12 protein-coding genes and 1 pseudogene are annotated in these 14,389 nt (G+C 40.7%); 3 read left to right on the forward strand and 10 right to left on the reverse strand.

Features of this window, described 5'->3' with window-relative positions; genetic code table 11:
* The first annotated feature begins 107 nt into the window (after nucleotides 1-107).
* Entirely contained in the window at nucleotides 108-1,169 is a 1,062-nt protein-coding gene (gene dinB / locus HT732_RS01775) for a DNA polymerase IV (protein ID WP_173253764.1), read from the forward strand.
* 32 nt (nucleotides 1,170-1,201) lie between these two features.
* On the opposite strand, the gene HT732_RS01780 is transcribed toward dinB, so the two are convergent.
* The gene (locus HT732_RS01780) at nucleotides 1,202-2,047 is read right to left on the reverse strand and encodes an undecaprenyl-diphosphate phosphatase (RefSeq protein ID WP_050259682.1); all 846 of its coding nucleotides are present in this window, start codon (nucleotides 2,045-2,047) and stop codon (nucleotides 1,202-1,204) included.
* A gap of 61 nt (nucleotides 2,048-2,108) precedes the next feature.
* Nucleotides 2,109-3,998, reverse strand: a complete 1,890-nt coding sequence (locus HT732_RS01785; protein WP_173253765.1) for a DUF2207 domain-containing protein — start codon at nucleotides 3,996-3,998, stop codon at nucleotides 2,109-2,111.
* A 138-nt stretch (nucleotides 3,999-4,136) separates the two neighbouring features.
* On the opposite strand from HT732_RS01785, the gene HT732_RS01790 reads away from it, so the two are divergent.
* Together HT732_RS01790 and HT732_RS01795 are read left to right on the forward strand one after the other, a co-directional pair.
* Nucleotides 4,137-5,702, forward strand: coding sequence for an ABC transporter substrate-binding protein/permease (locus HT732_RS01790; protein ID WP_050242205.1), 1,566 nt, complete (start codon nucleotides 4,137-4,139; stop codon nucleotides 5,700-5,702).
* Complete coding sequence (locus HT732_RS01795) at nucleotides 5,702-6,442, forward strand: amino acid ABC transporter ATP-binding protein (RefSeq protein WP_000189477.1); 741 nt, start codon at nucleotides 5,702-5,704, stop codon at nucleotides 6,440-6,442. Before HT732_RS01790 ends, HT732_RS01795 begins: the two co-directional genes overlap by 1 nt.
* A gap of 106 nt (nucleotides 6,443-6,548) precedes the next feature.
* On the opposite strand, the gene HT732_RS01800 is transcribed toward HT732_RS01795, so the two are convergent.
* The 8 genes and pseudogenes from HT732_RS01800 to HT732_RS01830 form a co-directional block, all read right to left on the reverse strand.
* Nucleotides 6,549-6,764: a hypothetical protein gene (locus tag HT732_RS01800; protein ID WP_001130036.1), complete on the reverse strand. Its 216-nt coding sequence runs from the start codon at nucleotides 6,762-6,764 to the stop codon at nucleotides 6,549-6,551.
* A gap of 106 nt (nucleotides 6,765-6,870) precedes the next feature.
* Nucleotides 6,871-6,984 (reverse strand): annotated as a pseudogene (locus HT732_RS10240) (SPFH domain-containing protein); the annotation flags it as partial.
* A gap of 537 nt (nucleotides 6,985-7,521) precedes the next feature.
* Complete coding sequence (gene ilvA / locus HT732_RS01805) at nucleotides 7,522-8,772, reverse strand: threonine ammonia-lyase IlvA (protein WP_000952975.1); 1,251 nt, start codon at nucleotides 8,770-8,772, stop codon at nucleotides 7,522-7,524.
* Nucleotides 8,773-8,822: 50 nt separating this feature from the next.
* On the reverse strand, nucleotides 8,823-9,179 hold the full coding sequence (locus HT732_RS01810; RefSeq protein WP_001027897.1) for a hypothetical protein: 357 nt from the start codon (nucleotides 9,177-9,179) through the stop codon (nucleotides 8,823-8,825).
* 83 nt (nucleotides 9,180-9,262) lie between these two features.
* Nucleotides 9,263-10,285 (reverse strand): ketol-acid reductoisomerase, encoded by a 1,023-nt coding sequence (gene ilvC, locus HT732_RS01815; RefSeq protein ID WP_000290683.1) that lies wholly within the window; start codon nucleotides 10,283-10,285, stop codon nucleotides 9,263-9,265.
* A 65-nt stretch (nucleotides 10,286-10,350) separates the two neighbouring features.
* Nucleotides 10,351-10,827, reverse strand: a complete 477-nt coding sequence (gene ilvN, locus HT732_RS01820) for an acetolactate synthase small subunit (RefSeq protein WP_001253803.1) — start codon at nucleotides 10,825-10,827, stop codon at nucleotides 10,351-10,353.
* On the reverse strand, nucleotides 10,820-12,520 hold the full coding sequence (locus HT732_RS01825; RefSeq protein WP_000411735.1) for an acetolactate synthase large subunit: 1,701 nt from the start codon (nucleotides 12,518-12,520) through the stop codon (nucleotides 10,820-10,822). Before HT732_RS01825 ends, ilvN begins: the two co-directional genes overlap by 8 nt.
* Nucleotides 12,521-12,720: 200 nt before the next feature.
* Nucleotides 12,721-14,388 carry a DAK2 domain-containing protein gene (locus HT732_RS01830; RefSeq protein WP_173253766.1) on the reverse strand — a complete coding sequence of 556 codons (1,668 nt, stop codon included), beginning with the start codon at nucleotides 14,386-14,388 and terminating at the stop codon, nucleotides 12,721-12,723.
* Between the last annotated feature and the right edge of the window lies 1 nt (nucleotide 14,389).

Raw genomic sequence — 14,389 nt, forward strand, 5'->3', positions numbered from 1 at the left:
ATTTTATTTCAAACTGTATTATATTTTTGAAAAAAGAAAGTCCTTTTTTCTTTTTTTCAGAAAAAAGGGTATAATAAAAGAAAATAAGCGGTAAAAAGGTGCTAGGCATGTTGATTTTTCCTTTGTTAAATGATTTGTCAAGAAAAATCATCCATATTGACATGGATGCCTTTTTTGCTGCGGTGGAAATCAGGGATAATCCTAAACTCAGAGGAAAACCTGTCATTATCGGCAGTGACCCTCGGCAAACAGGTGGGCGTGGTGTCGTTTCCACTTGTAGCTATGAGGCGCGAGCTTTTGGTGTCCATTCTGCTATGAGTTCTAAAGAAGCCTATGAACGTTGTCCCCAAGCCGTCTTCATCTCAGGGAATTATGAAAAATACAAGACTGTGGGACTCCAGATTCGAGCTATCTTTAAGCGCTATACAGATTTGATTGAACCCATGAGCATTGATGAAGCCTATTTGGATGTGACAGAAAATAAACTTGGGATTAAGTCAGCGGTCAAAATCGCTCGCCTCATTCAAGCGGATATCTGGCAAGAACTCCATCTAACTGCTTCCGCAGGTGTTTCCTACAACAAATTCTTAGCTAAGATGGCTAGTGATTATCAAAAACCACATGGTTTGACAGTAATTCTACCTGACCAGGCTGAGGACTTTCTCAAACAAATGGATATTTCCAAGTTTCATGGAGTAGGAAAAAAGACGGTGGAACGGCTTCATCACATGGGTGTTTTTACTGGCGCTGACCTACTTGAAGTTCCTGAAGTGACCCTAATAGACCGCTTTGGCAGACTGGGCTATGACCTGTATCGAAAGGCTCGTGGTATTCACAATTCCCCCGTCAAATCCAATCGCATCCGTAAATCAATCGGAAAGGAGAAAACCTATGGGAAGATTCTCCGTGCTGAGGAAGACATCAAAAAAGAGCTGACTCTTCTATCAGAAAGAGTCGCTCTCAATCTCAATCAGCAAGAAAAAGCTGGAAAAATTGTTATTTTGAAAATCCGCTACGAGGACTTTTCAACTCTTACCAAACGAAAAAGTCTTGCTCAAAAAACACAGGATGCTAGTCAGATAAGCCAAATAGCCCTGCAACTCTATGAAGAGTTAAGCGAGAAAGAAAGAGGTGTCCGCCTGCTGGGGATTACCGTGACTGGATTTTAAAACCTTGAAGAGTTGCCCCTTCAAGGTTTTTCTTATACAAATAAACGGACAAAGCTATAAAGTAGCAAAACACTACCAAGCACGATGCGGTATTTACCGAAAAGGGTAAAGTCGTGTTTTTTCACATAACTTGTCAAGAAACGAATAGCCACCATGCTGACCGCAAAAGCTACTCCCATCGCAACCAAGAGCAAGAACAATTGTCCAAAGCTCAAGAGCTGTCCTGCTTTCAAAAATTTGAAAATCTTTAATGCACTAGCTCCAAACATAACAGGAATCCCTAGATAGAAGGTAAATTCTGTCACAACTGAACGACTGGTTCCATTTAACAAACCACCGACAATCGTTGCACCTGAACGGCTAGTTCCTGGTAAAAGGGCAAGAACTTGGAAGAGACCGATATAGAAGGCTGTCGTATAAGGAAGCTTGTCCAACTCTGTTACACTTGGCTCGATAGCACGCGCTTTATTGCGCTTTTCCAAATAGATAAAGGCAATCCCGTAGATAATCAACATGAGAGCAACAGAAACCATGTTATGGAAGTGGGTATCAAACCAATCATCAAATTTAAAGACGCCAAGCAAAGGCAAGGTCGCAATCAAGACCTTCAACCATAGTCTCCAAGTCTTACGAACTTCCTGTTTGTCCTTAGTCGGTTTAAAGGGATTTAGTTTATTAAAGTAAATCACCATGACTGCTAAAATAGCACCAAGTTGAATCACGACATTAAACATGGACATAAAGGCTTCATTTTGATTTTGGTATTGGATAAATTCCTCTGCTAAAATCAAGTGACCTGTACTGGAAATCGGCAACCATTCTGTAATTCCTTCAACAATTCCGAAGAAGATAGATTTTAAAATTTCAATAAGATACATAGATTACTCCTTTTTTCTATCTTCCATTATAGCATACTTTTTCAGTCTATGGCAGTTCTCTTTAAAAGGCTCCGATACTGCCGCCACCTCCGCCTCCAGAGAAGCCACCGCCAGAACTTCCACTTCCAGAAGATACGGAGTAGGTACTTGCTGTATTTGCGATGCTGGCATAATGGCTCATTTGCGCGCTTGAATGATAAAACATACTATGCCAGCCATAAGCTACATAAAGATTGATATCTGGATTTTCCACTTGAATATGGTGAACCTTCATCAAATGACTAACCTTGTCCGCATAGCCAAATAGGGTCGCATAGACCAAGAGGCGATTCCAGACTACAATACTTTCCAACTCTGCCTGATCCAATCGTGCAATCTCACGCAACATATTTTCAAAACTGGTCCAGAGATAGTAGACTTCTGCTCCTGCTTCATTTAGAACGCCATCACGATTATTTAGTCGAAGCTTCCAATAATAGAAAACAGCCAACACCAAACCTAGAATACCAAGTATTGGCAAGAGGAGGTAAAGATAGCCATAAACATCCAAACTGTACAAGAACAAACCAAATCCGATAAATAGGGGCAAGATAGTCAAGACCCCCATACCCACTTGCAAGGCCTTTTCCCCACCAGTTAAAGGACGATAATAATCTGGGAGCCCCCAGAAGGAAACTCGACTTCTCACTCCTTCTTGCATCTGGTTCAATACTTCTTCAAAAGAAGATTTGAGCTGACGCCCCTTTGCTTGAATCCGTTTTTCATCAGAGACTTTTGCTCTACGATAAAGACTATCAGATACCTTGTAATCCGCAAACAAGTTGGAAAGAGTTTCTTCTTTTTTGCCTGAAAAGGCCAGATTTAGACAGTCTCTCTCAAAGCTTGACAAACCATCTTCTTTCACCAGCCTCAAGCCAACTGCATCTCCTTCTGAAATGATAGAGACATTCCCACGGTCTATCACATCTAGCAAGGTAGCTTGAATAAGTTGATCAAAGGTGAATTTTCCAGCTCCCTTGACCAAGGGACTCACCTCCTCCAAGGAAGTCGAGTAGACAGCCTCCGATAAAACCATAGGCTCTAATTCCATTGGTGGTTCATAGAGACGATGATTTTTGGCATATTTGACTGAAGGAGTGGTCTTTCTTCTATAAATAAAATAGAAGCAGACACTCAATAACAAGGAGATGGAAAGGATCGAAGGAAACACCCACGTAACGAGTTGTTTACTTTGCTCTTTTTCTTTAACAATCGAGTCTTCTACCTTATTAAATTCTTCTAAACGATTCCCTTTCAAGCCCTGATCCCTAGCGCTAGCAAAATCAGTTCGAGGCCAATAGGCATGCAACTCAACTCCACGCTTAGCCGGAAGATTGTCTAAACGGATAGTATAATTAAGGTTACTCTTTTCAACCGTTCCCTCTCTAAAAAGTTTCCCTGTATGGAAAAAGAGTTTTCCAGCCCCCTTGTCTCCCCTTACATGAAATTCAAACTTGCCAATAGCCCCTGAGCTATCTGTTAAAGGTTGCCAATTTAATTCAGCGATGTCATCATATAGGAAAAGCAAATTTTTTAAGTTCCATGTAAGGTCAACTTCAACTATGTCGCCCTCCTGACCTGGATTGTAGACTTTCACAGTATAACCATCTGCTCCTTCTGTCACTTCGCTCGTAACATCTGTCAGTTCTGCACCGTTTTTCGCAGCCTGAACCTTTGGGTGAGGATCAATGTCAAATCCACTAGGCATCTTGCCTGCACGTCCAAGTCCCACGATTTGGCCCTTAAAGTCCTCCTCAAACTGGTAAACTATCTTCTGTCTAAATTCTGCCGTATTATCTGCATGAATATACAAATCACCTTGATAAGAGTTTATCTTGAAATCAATGGCGAAAACAGAAAGTGGCAGAAGGCAAAACAAGCCAAACATCAGTAAGAAAAAAGTTTTTTTCATCAACTAAGCCCCCTTTTTATCTTTGCTATCATTATATCATTTTTTCTCAAGTAAGGGCTTACCTATATTGAAAAATAGAGTTTTTTTCGATAAAATAGGAGACAGTTATTTTTTAATAGATTAGAAATAGGAGAAATCATGAGAAAAATATACTTATCTATTTTCACAAGTCTCTTGCTGATGCTGGGACTTGTCAATGTTGCTCAAGCCGATGAATATTTACGCATCGGGATGGAAGCAGCATATGCTCCCTTTAACTGGACCCAGGACGATGATAGCAATGGGGCTGTCAAAATCGATGGGACTAACCAGTATGCTAACGGATACGATGTCCAAATTGCCAAGAAAATCGCTAAGGACTTAGGTAAAGAACCTTTGGTTGTTAAAACAAAGTGGGAAGGTCTAGTTCCTGCCCTTACTTCTGGTAAGATTGACATGATTATCGCAGGTATGAGTCCTACTGCCGAGCGTAAACAAGAAATTGCCTTTTCGAGCAGTTACTACACTAGCGAACCAGTTCTACTGGTCAAAAAAGATTCTGCCTACGCAAATGCTAAATCTTTAGATGACTTTAACGGTGCAAAAATCACTTCTCAACAAGGGGTCTACCTTTATGATTTGATTGCACAAATCCCAGGTGCTAAAAAAGAAACTGCCATGGGAGACTTCGCTCAAATGCGCCAAGCTCTTGAGGCTGGTGTCATTGATGCCTATGTTTCTGAACGCCCAGAAGCACTGACTGCCGAAGCTGCGAACTCTAAGTTTAAGATGGTCCAAGTAGAACCAGGTTTCAAAACTGGGGAAGAAGATACAGCTATCGCCATTGGACTTCGTAAAGATGACAATCGTATTAGCCAAATCAATGCCAGCATTGAAACCATTTCAAAAGACGACCAAGTTGCCTTGATGGATCGTATGATCAAGGAACAACCTGCCGAAGCTACAACAACTGAAGAGACTAGCAGTAGTTTCTTTAGCCAAGTCACTAAAATTCTTTCTGAAAACTGGCAACAACTCTTGCGTGGTGCTGGTATCACTCTTTTAATCTCTATCGTCGGAACCATCATAGGTCTCATTATCGGCCTTGCCATTGGTGTCTTCCGTACTGCTCCTCTATCTGAGAATAAAGCCATTTATGGCCTACAAAAACTAGTCGGCTGGATCCTCAATGTCTACATTGAAATTTTCCGTGGTACACCAATGATCGTTCAATCAATGGTTATCTACTATGGAACTGCCCAAGCTTTCGGTATCAACCTTGACCGCACACTGGCTGCTATCTTCATCGTTTCAATCAACACTGGTGCCTACATGACTGAAATAGTACGTGGTGGTATTCTGGCAGTTGACAAGGGACAATTTGAAGCTGCGACTGCTCTTGGTATGACTCATAACCAAACCATGCGTAAGATTGTCCTACCTCAGGTTGTTCGCAATATCCTACCAGCAACTGGTAATGAATTTGTCATCAATATCAAAGATACATCTGTATTGAACGTTATCTCTGTTGTCGAACTTTATTTCTCAGGAAATACCGTGGCAACACAAACCTATCAATACTTCCAGACATTTACAATCATCGCCGTGATTTACTTTGTCCTCACCTTCACCGTAACACGTATCCTACGCTTCATCGAACGCCGCATGGACATGGATACCTATACTACAGGTGCTAACCAAATGCAAACGGAGGATTTAAAATAATGACCCAAGCAATCCTTGAAATTAAACACCTCAAAAAATCCTATGGCCAAAACGAAGTGTTAAAAGATATTTCTCTCACTGTCCACAAGGGAGAAGTTATCTCTATCATCGGAAGCTCTGGAAGCGGAAAATCAACCTTCCTACGCTCCATTAACCTACTTGAAACGCCAACTGATGGACAAATCCTTTATCATGGACAAAACGTCCTCGAAAAAGGCTATGACCTCACGCAATACCGTGAAAAGTTGGGGATGGTGTTCCAATCCTTTAACCTCTTTGAAAATCTCAACGTGCTTGAAAACACAATTGTCGCTCAGACGACTGTCCTTAAACGCGAACGTACAGAAGCTGAAAAGATTGCCAAAGAAAACCTGGAAAAGGTCGGCATGGGAGAACGCTACTGGCAAGCGAAACCAAAACAACTCTCAGGTGGTCAAAAACAACGTGTGGCCATCGCTCGTGCCCTCTCCATGAATCCGGATGCCATTCTCTTTGATGAACCAACATCCGCTCTCGATCCAGAAATGGTTGGAGAAGTCCTCAAAATCATGCAGGACCTGGCTCAAGAAGGCTTGACCATGATTGTTGTAACTCACGAAATGGAATTCGCCCGTGATGTCTCTCACCGTGTTATCTTTATGGATAAAGGTGTGATTGCTGAAGAAGGCAAACCAGAAGACCTCTTCACCAATCCTAAAGAAGACCGTACAAAAGAATTCCTTCAACGCTATCTTAAATAAAAAGAAAAGGCTGCATCAACCGTGCAGTCTTTTTGCTGTCCAAAATGAAAAGGCAGATTCTCTATCTCTACTACTTGAGGGTCAAGAATCCGCCGTTATCCAAAGATTAATCTTCAAATTTTTCATGATTTTTTTCATAGAAATCAATTAGGCCTAGGGCTGTTTCAAATGAAATATTTTTTACTTTTGCACGACCCTGCGCCAGAGCAATGATAGACATTTCACGCGCATTCGTTTCTTTAGAGATACGGTAGCCTGTGATTTTCTTATCACGAACCCAGCCAACAACTGATTCTACTTTTTCAAAGTTTGACTTAGCCATGTTTTTCTCCTATTTTCTTCTTTACAATATTTAATTGTATACGTTTTTACTACTTTTGTCAATAAAAAAACATATATTCAACGAAAATAATTAGTTCAGAATTTTCTTACTTCCTTTTTAAAGCCGATAATATATAGGTTTTGCTAGCCTCTACACCATAAATATTTGCTAATAAAAATATTGTATTATTACCCTCTTGAGGTGCAAAATTATTCAAGCTTTTAAAAAAATGCTTCCCTATTTCCGTAAGATAGCTTATTTCTTCGATTTAATAACTGAATATGACAATCCTAACCTTTAGAAATCCAAGCATTCACTAGCTCAAAACTCCTATCTTTCTTCCTCAAGAAATCATCTGATAGATAGCCATTCCTTATATTCTTCAAATTCATCACTCATTTGGATATTGAGGTGCTAACCTAAAACCAAACACCCGATTCTCTAAACCATCCTTAATAAAGATGACAAGACAGATAAGCTCAGTCAGTTACTCATATATCCTTTTAATATGGTATATTTGTCAGCAAAAAGAAAGCAAATCACATCTTAAAGACCGTGTGAGTTTACTTTTCAAAATAGATGGGAAATCAAAATGAAGGATGGAAATCTGAGCCAAACATCATAAGTGCTATAATGAACAGAAGTAAGAATTGCACGATAAGCTTCCTAAAACCATAGGAATCGCCCCCTTTCTTCATCTTCATTATAGCACCTATACATCAGTTGTGCAAATAATATGATATTTTTTTATTAGTCCTCAGACAAGCATATTATAAAGGGTTTCATTACCATTTAAATTAATATAAGCCGGATCAAAACCTTCCATTCGACGAATCAATCCTGCATAATCATGCTTATCTGCCAAAGCGATTCCAATCAATACAGGCCCTGTCCCCTTGCTAGCTCGCTTGATATACTCAAAACGTGTGATATCATCATTTGGCCCCAGGATATCATTTACAAATTCACGCAATGCTCCTGGACGCTGTGGAAAATTGACCACAAAGTAATGCTTGATCCCATCATAAATCAAGGCACGCTCTTCCATTTCTGGCATACGGTTGATATCATTATTTCCTCCAGAAATGATACAACAAATGGTTTTCCCCTTGATATATTCAGCTAAAACTTCTAAAGAAGCAATACTAGCCGCTCCAGCAGGTTCTGCAACAATTCCTTGCTTAGAGTAGAGGTCAATCAAGGTTTCAGAAATCAATCCCTCATCAACACCTACTAAGGTTTGAACATGTTGACGAGTTGCTTCATAGGTCAACTGTCCTACCTTTTGCACAGCAATCCCATCCGCAAATTTGTCAATTTCCTTGAGCTTAACAGGTCCACCAGCTTCAAAGGCAGCTTTCATGGAACGTGCCCCATTCGCCTCTACTCCGATGACTTCAATTTCTGGACTTGTTTCCTTGATATAGGTAGAAACCCCGGCAATGAGACCGCCACCACCAACAGGAACCAAGACAGCATCAAAATCAATCGATTCTTTTCGAGCTTCTTCTAAAATCTCATAAGCAACGGTTCCTTGACCTGCCTGAACATGAGCATCATCAAAGGGATCAATAAAGGTACGATTTTCAGAGACTGTAAATTCTTGAGCTGCTTTGGCTGAGGCATCAAAGGTATCTCCAACTAGTTTAATAGTTACAAAATCCCCACCAAAAAAGCGAACCTGACCAATCTTTTGTTGCGGAGTGGTAATGGGCATAAAAATAGTAGCAGGAATTTTCATCTCATTACAAGTATAGGCTACTCCCTGCGCATGATTTCCCGCAGAGGCACAGACTACCCCACGTTCACGCTCTTCCTTGCTGAGCTGAGAAATAGCATAATAGGCACCACGAATTTTAAAGGAACGAACACGTTGGGCATTTTCCTTTTTCAAATAAATCTTAGCACCATACTTCTCCGATAAATAATGGTCATAATCAAGCGGTGTATTCACAACCACACCGTTCAAGACCTTGTGAGCCTTGATGATATCTTTTGAACTTAACATATAAAACCTCTTTTTCTATAAAAAACAGTCACTAATGACTGTTTTTTTAGTTATTCATCTCCAAAAACTTCAGCAACACTTTCATGATATTTATGAGCCATACGAATCGAAAACTCTTTAGGAAGTTCATAACGATTTGTGGAAATCCAATCATATAACCATTCTGCCAAACTTTCTTCACTATCATTACGATGGAAGATAAAATAGTTTAAAATTTCTTTATATTCTACATCATTTAAATCCAGCGTGTCTACAAATTGACTACGAGGAACAAAATTAGAATCTAATTTTCTTAGTTGATCTGTCAATTCTCCCAATTGTAAATCCAACTGAAAAAATAATTTTTGCAGTTGCCTATCAGTTTCATCACATCCTGTCTTGATAGAAAACAAATTGGTAATATTCATATGATTTCAACCCCTAAATAAGTACATCTAATATCCCACGAATAGCTGAAGCTAAAGTTTTCTCAAAATCCTTTGCTCTCTAATTAGTTATAGATTTTAAATGCATCATCGTCGTTTTTACCAACGAATGGCATTGCTTTACGCAATTCTGCTCCAACTTTTTCAATTTCAAGGTTAGCTGCTTGTTCACGGTAAGCAGTCAATTTTGGACGTCCAGCTTTATAGTCATTTACAAAGTCATTTGCAAATTTACCATTTTGGATGTCTGCCAAGACAGCCTTCATATTTTCTTTAACTTGTTCAGTGATTACACGTGGACCTGATACATAGTCACCATATTCAGCAGTGTTTGAAATTGATTGACGCATTTTCTTGAATCCACCTTCGTAAATCAAGTCAACGATCAATTTCATTTCGTGAAGAACTTCAAAGTAAGCCAATTCTGGAGCATATCCTGCTTCTGTCAAGACTTCGAAACCTGCTTCGATAAGGGCAGTCAAACCACCACAAAGTACAGCTTGTTCACCAAACAAATCTTCTTCAGTTTCTTCTTTGTATGTTGTTTCAAGAAGACCTACACGAGCTGCTCCAACACCTTTACACCAGTCCATAGCAATGTTTTTAGCATTTCCTGTTGCATCTTGATATACTGCATAAAGAGCTGGAACACCAAATCCTTCTTCATAAGTACGACGCACCAAGTGTCCTGGTCCTTTAGGAGCACACATAAAGACATCTACATCTGCAGGAACTTTGATAAACTCAAAGTGGATGTTGAAACCATGAGCAAATCCAACGGCATTTCCAGCTTCCAAGTTTGGAGCGATTTCTGCTTCGTACAATTCTTGTTGGATTTCGTCTGGTGCCAAAATCATGATAACATCAGCCAATTTAGTTGCTTCTGCTACTGTGTAAGTGTCAAATCCATCTTCTTTTGCTTTATCAAAAGATTTACCTGGACGTACACCGATGATGACATCGCGACCTGAGTCACGCAAGTTTTGAGCATGCGCATGTCCTTGTGAACCATAACCGATAACGGCGATTTTTTTACCGTCAAGTGCTGCTACTTTAACATCTTTTTCGTATTCCATTTGAACTGCCATAGTTTTTCTCTCTTTTCTATTATTTATTACCTTTTAGGCTGGTTTAACAAATTTAAGTTGGATTTTTAGTCACGGGTAAATCCAGTTGCACCCGTTCGAGCAATATTGCGAATACCGTATGGTCGAATGACTCGTAATAGAGCTTCACTCTTTTCAGCATTTCCTGTCATCTGAATGGTAATCGAGCTTGGCGCTACGTCTACCACTGTTGCACGGAAAGGTTGAATAATTGCTAGAATCTCAGCTCGCTTCTCAGCTGGCGCTGACATCTTAACCAAAATCACCTCGCGCTCCAAATGAGGCTTGTCTGTAATATCACGAATGCGAATCACATCAATTTGACGATTGAGCTGCTTGATGATTTGCTCCACTTCATCATGAGAAGCTACATCAATAATAATGGTGATACGCGATACATTCGGATCTTCTGTTGCTCCAACAGAGATGCTTTCGATATTAACCTGACGACGAGATAGGACACCTGTAAAGCGATTGAGGACTCCTGAACGATTTTGTAGTTTTGCTGTTAACATTCTACGCATGGAACTTCACCCCCAACATCTCATGATTGCTCTTACCAGCTGGCACCATTGGTAACACCTGCTCCTTACGAGAAATATCTACCTCGATTAGCATAGGAACATCCTCAGTGATCACTTCAAGGTCTTGAGCCAAGGTCTCAGGATTGTCAAACTTATAGTTTTTAATACCGTAAGCTTGTGCCATCAATTGGAAATCAGGAAGAGTATCAAAGACTGACTCAGATGTTCTGCCTTCATAGAAGGATTCCTGCCATTGGCGAACCATTCCAAGTGAGTGGTTGTTCAGCATAACCACCTTGATTGGCACCTTGTAAATGTTCAAAATAGCCAATTCCTGGTTAGTCATTTGGAAACCACCATCCCCAACAAACAAGACTACTTCCTTATCTGGGTTAGCAATTTTAGCTCCAATTGCTGCTGGAATTCCAAATCCCATGGTTCCTAAACCACCTGAAGTCACTAACTGACGTTCATTTTGGTAGGGATAATACTGGGCTGTCCACATTTGGTGTTGACCAACGTCTGTTACCACAATGGCATCTCCATTCGTCAATTCACCAATTCGTTCAATAACAGCCTGAGGTTGAACCACACGTTCTTTCTTGTCATAAGAACGAACGCGGTTCTTGTCCTTAGTGACTTTTTCAATCCATTTCTCAGTATTGTTATGAACGGTTGGTTCCGCCAACAACATTTGCAAGGCTTTCTTAGCATCTCCAACTACAGGAATATCTGCACTGATAATCTTGCCAATCTCGGCTGGATCAATATCAATGTGAGCAACCTTAGCATTCTTAGCGAAAGTCTTAGGATTCCCCGTCAAGCGGTCATCGAAACGACAACCAATACTAATCATAAAGTCCGCTTCCGTCATGGCAATATTAGCTGCGAATGACCCGTGCATGCCTCCCATTCCAAGGAAGAGTGGATGACTCGTTGCAATCGTACCTTGCCCTAAGAGACTAGTTACCACTGGAATTTGGTAACGTTCTGCAAATTCATTTAATTCTGCCGCAGCCTCAGCATAACTAATTCCACCACCAGCTAACAGGACTGGCTTTTTAGCCTTGGATAATTGCTTCAAGATTTTCTTGATTTGCATATCATTTGGCTCAAGAGTTGGCTGATAGCTTGGTAGATTCACTTCTGGTGAATAAATGAAGTCTGTTTCTAAAGCAGATACGTCTTTAGGTAGGTCAATGACAACTGGCCCTGGTCGACCTGTAGTTGCGATATGGACAGCTTCCGTAATGATTCGAGGGATATCAGCTGTCTCACGAACTTGGTAATTGTACTTAGTGATTGGCATGGTAATTCCCACAATGTCTGCCTCCTGAAAGGCATCCTTCCCAATCCCTGCTCGCGCCACCTGACCTGTAAAGACCAAAAGGGGAACGCTATCGCTCATGGCATCTGCAATCCCTGTAATGGCATTTGTTGCTCCTGGTCCGCTAGTGACGACAGCAACACCCAACTTTCCAGTTGATTTGGCATAACCTTCAGCTTCATGCAAACAACCTTGCTCATGGCGTCCTAGAATGTGGCGAATGCCTTTAAAATTATATATCGCATCATAAAAAGGCAAGACCGCACCACCAGGATAACCAAAGATGGTATCAATTCCTAAATCACGAAGTGTTTCCAAAACTAGGTCCGACCCCGTCTTAGGAGATTCTAAACTGATTTTCTCCATTGTTCCCCTTTCTCTTCTCTTAAAAATAACTTGTTACTATCATACCATTTTTTCAAAATTTTTCAAGAGAAAAGAAGAAATTTTCTGAATTTTCTATTTTAACGTTTATTTATGAATGTTATTTTTGTTTTTATTAAAAAGATACCGATTTCATTTACTAAAAAAGAAAAAAGAACCGATTTCTCAGTCCTTCATTAATCTTATTCTACACTAAATAGGTATGGGTAAACAGGTTGTCGGCCTTGGTGAATCTCGACTTCAACATCTTCGAATTCTTCTGCGATTTCTTGGGCAATTTCATTGGCAAGTTCTTCGCTTCCGTCTTCACCGACATAGAAGGTTACGATCTCACTGTCTTCATCCAACATATGTTTCAATGTTTCTGTCAAGGTTTGGTGCATATCAGGGTTTGACACGAGGATTTTCCCATCCACCATACCAAGATTATCGTTTTCATGGATTTCTAAGCCATCAATGGTTGTATCACGAACAGCTGTTGTGACGCTTCCGCTAACGACATCGCTGAGGGCTGCAGTCATACGTTCTTGGTTTTCTTCGATGGACTTGCTTGGATCAAAGGCAAGAAGACTTGTCAAACCTTGAGGAAGAGTACGAGCTTCCACCACGACTGCTGGTTGCTCCAAAACTTCTGCGGCAGATTGAGCTGCCATGAAGATGTTCTTGTTGTTTGGCAGGAAGATGATGTTACGAGCGTTGACCTGTTCAACAGCCTTGATAAAGTCTTCTGTTGAAGGGTTCATGGTTTGACCGCCTTCGATAACATAATCCACACCTTGAGAACGGAAGATATCTGCTAGACCTTTACCAGCCACTACAGCAATCAAAGCATACTCTTTTTCTTCAGCAGGCTTGCTAACTTGGGCAGCTTCTTTTTCAACCTGCGCTTCGTGTTGGTTACGCATATTGTCAACTTTTACCTTGACCAAGCTACCATATTTGAGACCTTCTTGCATAACAAGTCCTGGATCTTCTGTATGGACATGAACTTTAACAATTTCATCATCGTTAACAACGAGGAGAGAATCTCCAAGCTCATTCAAGTAGTTACGGAATTCATCGTAGTCAAAATCTTTAGCATAGGTTGGACCTTGCTTAAGAGCTACCATGATTTCAGTACAGTAACCAAAGGTAATGTCCTCAGTCGCTACATGACCAGCTACAGACTTGTGATGTTCTGCATTGATCATTTCACTCATGTTGGCCGGAGTCGCCACAAAGTCCTCGGATGCAATATATTCGCCAGTAAGGGCTGAAAGGAAACCTTCGTAGATAAAGACCAATCCTTGGCCACCTGAGTCCACAACGCCAACTTCCTTCAAGACTGGAAGCATGTCTGGCGTTTTAGCTAGAGCTGTTTTAGCACCTTCCAAGGCTGCGCGCATGACTTCAACAGCGTCATCAGTTTGCTCAGCTTTTTTCTTAGCACCGATAGCAGCTCCACGAGAAACTGTCAAAATCGTTCCTTCAACTGGTTTCATAACTGCTTTATAAGCAACTTCCACACCTGATTGGAAGGCAAGGGCCAAGTCTTGACCTGTTAACTCGTCTTTATCCTTGATAGCTTGTGAAAATCCACGGAAAAGCTGAGATGTAATAACTCCTGAGTTCCCACGCGCACCCATCAAAAGACCTTTGGCAAGAATGCTCGCTACCTCTCCAACTGTAGAAGCTGGCTTGTCTGCAACTTCTTTGGCTCCATTTTCAATGGTCATTCCCATGTTTGTTCCAGTATCTCCATCTGGAACTGGAAAGACGTTTAATGAATTGACATATTCAGCTTGCTTATTCAAGCGAGTTGATGCAGCCTGCACCATTTCTTGAAATAAGCTAGTAGTAATTTTTGACACG

The organism is Streptococcus sp. 5346 (assembly GCF_013277455.1).
Classification (GTDB): domain Bacteria; phylum Bacillota; class Bacilli; order Lactobacillales; family Streptococcaceae; genus Streptococcus.

Coding starts and splice junctions, on each gene's coding strand:
- HT732_RS01785 (WP_173253765.1), bottom strand. CDS start 3,998: ATGAAAAAAACTTTTTTCTTACTGATGTTTGGCTTGTTTTGCCTTCTG.
- HT732_RS01800 (WP_001130036.1), bottom strand. CDS start 6,764: ATGGCTAAGTCAAACTTTGAAAAAGTAGAATCAGTTGTTGGCTGGGTT.
- HT732_RS01810 (WP_001027897.1), bottom strand. CDS start 9,179: ATGAATATTACCAATTTGTTTTCTATCAAGACAGGATGTGATGAAACT.
- ilvC (WP_000290683.1), bottom strand. CDS start 10,285: ATGGCAGTTCAAATGGAATACGAAAAAGATGTTAAAGTAGCAGCACTT.
- HT732_RS01825 (WP_000411735.1), bottom strand. CDS start 12,520: ATGGAGAAAATCAGTTTAGAATCTCCTAAGACGGGGTCGGACCTAGTT.
- ilvN (WP_001253803.1), bottom strand. CDS start 10,827: ATGCGTAGAATGTTAACAGCAAAACTACAAAATCGTTCAGGAGTCCTC.
- HT732_RS01780 (WP_050259682.1), bottom strand. CDS start 2,047: ATGTATCTTATTGAAATTTTAAAATCTATCTTCTTCGGAATTGTTGAA.
- ilvA (WP_000952975.1), bottom strand. CDS start 8,772: ATGTTAAGTTCAAAAGATATCATCAAGGCTCACAAGGTCTTGAACGGT.
- dinB (WP_173253764.1), top strand. CDS start 108: ATGTTGATTTTTCCTTTGTTAAATGATTTGTCAAGAAAAATCATCCAT.
- HT732_RS01795 (WP_000189477.1), top strand. CDS start 5,702: ATGACCCAAGCAATCCTTGAAATTAAACACCTCAAAAAATCCTATGGC.
- HT732_RS01790 (WP_050242205.1), top strand. CDS start 4,137: ATGAGAAAAATATACTTATCTATTTTCACAAGTCTCTTGCTGATGCTG.